The organism is Bradyrhizobium sp. P2_E8 (assembly GCF_056403875.1).
On record NZ_JBFUES010001282.1, the window covers coordinates 1 to 1,794 of the forward strand.

Here is a 1,794-nt window from a genome sequence, read left to right on the forward strand (position 1 = left end):
CGCAGCGCCGCCGGCCCGTCCATCAGGGCCGCGGCGATCGTGGTCAGAATCCTGTTGGTGTTGTTGACCACGCCGATCTTGCGGACGCGGTCGGTATAGGCGGCCGGGAACGGCTTGTCCGTCACCTTCCTCACGGCTTCGCTCATTTGCACCGCCGCCATCTTGCGGAAGCCGCTCATCAGGCGATCGAGGTCGCGCCGGTCGGACAGCAGGTTGAACTCGACGATCGGCTCTGTCGCGGGATGATGGGACTTGAAGGCGTCGGCCAGCGCTCTTCGCGGAGAGCCGGTGGGCCAGCACGGACCCCGCCGAGCCGCCGCCCACGATAATGTAGTCGTACACGATTGGCGTTTCCTCTTGTTCTTGTGCCAAAAGGGTAGCGTGGTTTTATTGGCAGGTCACGTCGAAGCCCCGGAGATCGCGTCGTGGCGACATCCGGGGTTCGTTGCTGTTTCCGTTAGGACGACTTTGTCGCAGCCGCCGCGATCCGCGTCGCGAAGTCGCGATAGGAGTGCAAGGGACGGCCCAGGATCCTGGTCAGACGCGCGACGTCACCGTCCCCGGGGATCATGCCGTCGCTGACAAAGCGCTCGGCCATCAGGCGCATTTCATAGGCCATCCATTTCGGCATGAAGGTCGCCAGATTCTGCTCGAAGCCGGTGGGATCGTCGCCGCCATAGGCGACCGGACGGCCCAGCACCTCCGACCAGATTTTAACCACATCCGAACCGGTCAGCGTATCGGGGCCGACCAGATTGATCGTTTCGACCGGCAGCTTGCCCTGAGCTTGCTCATGGCGGATCAACTCGATCGCTGCGACCTCCCCAATATCGCGGGCATCGACCATGGCGACTCCCTTGCTGCCGATCGGCATCGGGTAGACACCGTGGTTGACGATGACATCCTTGATCGTGAGATCATTGTCGATGAAGTAGGACGGACGCAGGATCGTGGCGCCAAAACCCATCTGCTCGAGCATCCGCTCGGCGCCGAACTTCACCGCGAAGTGCGGCACGTTGACGAAGCGATCGGCGTGGATCACCGAGAGATAGACGACCCGATCGACGCCCGCCTCGCGGGCGATGTTCAGCGTGATGATCGCCTGGGTGAATTCGTCGCCCGTCACCGCATTGAGCAGGAACAGCGTGCTGACGCCGCTGAACGCGGCGCGCAGCGAAGCGATATCGAGCAGGTCGCCTTTCACGACCTCCACACCAGCCGGGAATTCGGCCTTCGCGGGATCACGGGACAGCACGCGCACATCGGCGCCGCGCTTGACGAGTTGCTGGATCACGTGGCGGCCGACACGGCCGGTGGCGCCGGTAACGAGGATAGTCATGGGGATCACTCCTGTTGGGGTTGAGAAGACACCCGCAAATTAGTGATCCACATTCGAGCCGATAGACGCTATATTTAGACACGTTGTCTCGCTGATGGAACACATGGACCTGCTTGCCCTCGCCGACTTCAACCTGGTCGCCCGGCACGGAGGGTTTGGCCGGGCCGCCCGCGCCACCGGCCGCCCGAAAGCGACGTTGTCCCGCCGGGTCTCGGAGCTGGAGAGCAGCCTCGATCTGCGTCTGTTCGAGCGCGGAGCACGCGCCCTGAAGCTCACCGAGGAAGGGCGTGCGCTCTACGAGCGAACCGGGATGTTGCTGGCCGAACTCGACGAGACCGCCGCCGCAATCGCTTCCGGCGGAGACAAGCCGCGCGGCAGGCTGCGGATCAGCGCGCCGCTCCTCTTCTCGCAGACCGCGATGGGAAAACTCGCCGCATTGTTCGCGCTGAAACATC

The 1,794-nt window shown here is 63.6% G+C and carries 2 protein-coding genes and 1 pseudogene; 1 reads left to right on the forward strand and 2 read right to left on the reverse strand.

Annotation, left to right across the window (positions count from 1 at the left end):
• Together AC1D00_RS39555 and AC1D00_RS39560 are read right to left on the reverse strand one after the other, a co-directional pair.
• Nucleotides 1-251, reverse strand: a pseudogene (locus AC1D00_RS39555) (GMC family oxidoreductase); the annotation flags it as partial.
• A gap of 206 nt (nt 252-457) precedes the next feature.
• Complete coding sequence (locus tag AC1D00_RS39560; RefSeq protein ID WP_477014422.1) at nt 458-1,339, reverse strand: SDR family oxidoreductase; 882 nt, start codon at nt 1,337-1,339, stop codon at nt 458-460.
• Between the two features lie 103 nt (nt 1,340-1,442).
• Between AC1D00_RS39560 and AC1D00_RS39565 the strand changes: the two genes are divergently transcribed.
• The coding region (locus AC1D00_RS39565; RefSeq protein WP_477014423.1) for a LysR family transcriptional regulator at nt 1,443-1,794 on the forward strand (352 nt) is incomplete at its 3' end.

Coding starts and splice junctions, on each gene's coding strand:
- AC1D00_RS39560 (WP_477014422.1), bottom strand. CDS start 1,339: ATGACTATCCTCGTTACCGGCGCCACCGGCCGTGTCGGCCGCCACGTG.